This window comes from Shewanella sp. TC10, from assembly GCF_009663145.1.
Classification (GTDB): domain Bacteria; phylum Pseudomonadota; class Gammaproteobacteria; order Enterobacterales; family Shewanellaceae; genus Shewanella.
Window position 1 is genome coordinate 1 of record NZ_VKHR01000120.1, and the last position, 2,102, is coordinate 2,102.

The 2,102-nt window shown below is 41.0% G+C and carries 1 protein-coding gene and 1 pseudogene; both read right to left on the reverse strand.

What is annotated here, in order from left to right; genetic code table 11:
• Nucleotides 1-1,512 (reverse strand): biosynthetic arginine decarboxylase (gene speA, locus FNZ24_RS21355; protein ID WP_153916813.1); only part of this gene is annotated, 1,512 nt, incomplete at its 3' end.
• Nucleotides 1,513-1,539: 27 nt separating this feature from the next.
• Nucleotides 1,540-2,102, reverse strand: a pseudogene (locus FNZ24_RS21360) (polyamine aminopropyltransferase); the annotation flags it as partial.

A 2,102-nucleotide genomic window follows, 5' to 3' on the forward strand; every position in this document is an offset into this window, starting at 1 on the left:
ATCCAACATTACTGCACGTCTTTCTGGTGGCTTATCAAGGCCACTTAGTGGCAACACCGGAAACACTTGATCGATTCCCCATGCATCAGGAATTGACTGGAACAGTGAAAAGTTAACAAAGAATTTATCAGCTAGTTTTTCATTTAGTTCATCAATAATGGGTCTGTGATAACGGTTGTTATTACTTAATAAGCTTTTTAAGGCATAACACACACGTAAATTCGTTTGCTCAGCCCATGCGCGTTGCATTAGGGTCAACTGACCAACAGAAAACAAAGAATGCGCTTCTGCAATATCACTTTGGGTATCATGATAAATTTCAATAATTGCTCGGTTATCAGGACGTTCGCTCATATCCGTCCATGATTCCCACATGTTATGCAATAACTGAGGTGCATCCTCCTCTGGAGGTTGAATATTTTCAGGCTTATATGACTCAGTACCAATAACATCGGTAATCAAAACAGCATGATGAGCGGTTAAATGACGACCTGATTCTGAAATAATACGCGGCATAGGTTGCTCGTATTCATTACAAATATCGGTTAATACACTGACAATGTTATTGGCATATTCTGTTAAGCCATAATTCATTGAATTATTACTTTGGCTTCGCGTACCATCATAATCGACAGCTAACCCACCGCCCACATCGAATGTATCAATCAATGCGCCCATGTTACGTAATTCACAATAAAAACGCCCTGCTTCACTCACGCCTTGGCGGATATCGCGAATATTGGCGATTTGAGAACCTAAATGGAAATGAATTAGTTGCAGTGAACTCATCATTTCGAGCTCTTTTAATTCATTCAGTACTTTAAGTACTTGCGCAGCAGATAAACCAAATTTTGACTTCTCACCACCACTGGCTTGCCATTTCCCCTTACCTTGGAACGCAAGGCGAGTACGAAGGCCTAAGCGTGGTGTTACGCCTAATTTTTTAGACTCTTCAAGGATGAGTTTAAGCTCTGAGATTTTTTCTATGACGATATAAACTTTATGACCCAGCTTTTCGCCGATAAGTGCTAAACGCACATATTCTTTGTCTTTGTATCCATTACATACAATCACTGAACTGGCTTTTTGCGCCATTGCTAGCACAGCCATTAATTCTGGCTTACTGCCAGCTTCAAGACCTAGTTGCGGTACTTCTTTTGACTTTTGGCTTGCTAAAATTTCTTCAACGACGGTTTGCTGCTGGTTTACTTTAATCGGATACACCAGCAAGTAATCATTTTGATACTCATATTTTTGAATCGCCGCATTAAACGCATCACAAAGATTTTCAACTCTACGATGTAAAATCTGTGGAAAGCGCACTAACACAGGTAAAGCCACGCCAGCTTTAACCATGTCTTTAGCGAGTTCATTTAAACCAATCGTGCAATCAGGCTTACTTGGATCGGGTGTAACAGTAACTTCACCACTATCATCGATGCCAAAATACTGTTGAGACCAATGCGTCACGTTGTAGCTAGCTCGAGCATTTTCGATAGACCAATCTTTCATATTATTCATTCCATCTATTCAAGCAATTTAAGCAGTGACCGACTGTGCCGATTTAACTGCAGTTTCAACAAAAGCAGGCAAAGCAAAGCTCGCCATATGTAAAGCTGGGGTATAGTACTGGGTGCTAATATTAGCCTGTTCAAAGCGGCTAGCTAGCGTTTTTAAATCTTGCTCACGGGCAGAGGTGTCATCCGTTGCCCATGCAAACGCCATCGTGCCACCTATGTAAGTAGGAACTGCGGCATTGTAAAACCAACAATCTTTTACATATGGGCTCATTCGTCTGACTGTATCTTGCAACTCTTCAGGTTGCATAAAAGCCACGCCATTTTGCGCAACAAAAATTCCTTTGTCAGTTAAGCAGCGCTTACAGTTTTCGTAAAATGCTGAGCTAAACAGCACTTCTCCAGGTCCAACTGGGTCGGTACAATCAGAAATAATGACATCAAAGCATTGTTGGCAGTTTTCAATAAAGTGCATCCCATCATCAATCACTAAATTCACTCGTGGGTCTTCGAAAGCCCCTTGAGAATGTTGAGGAAAATAGGTTTTACACATATCTACTACACTAGCATCGATTTCAACCATAG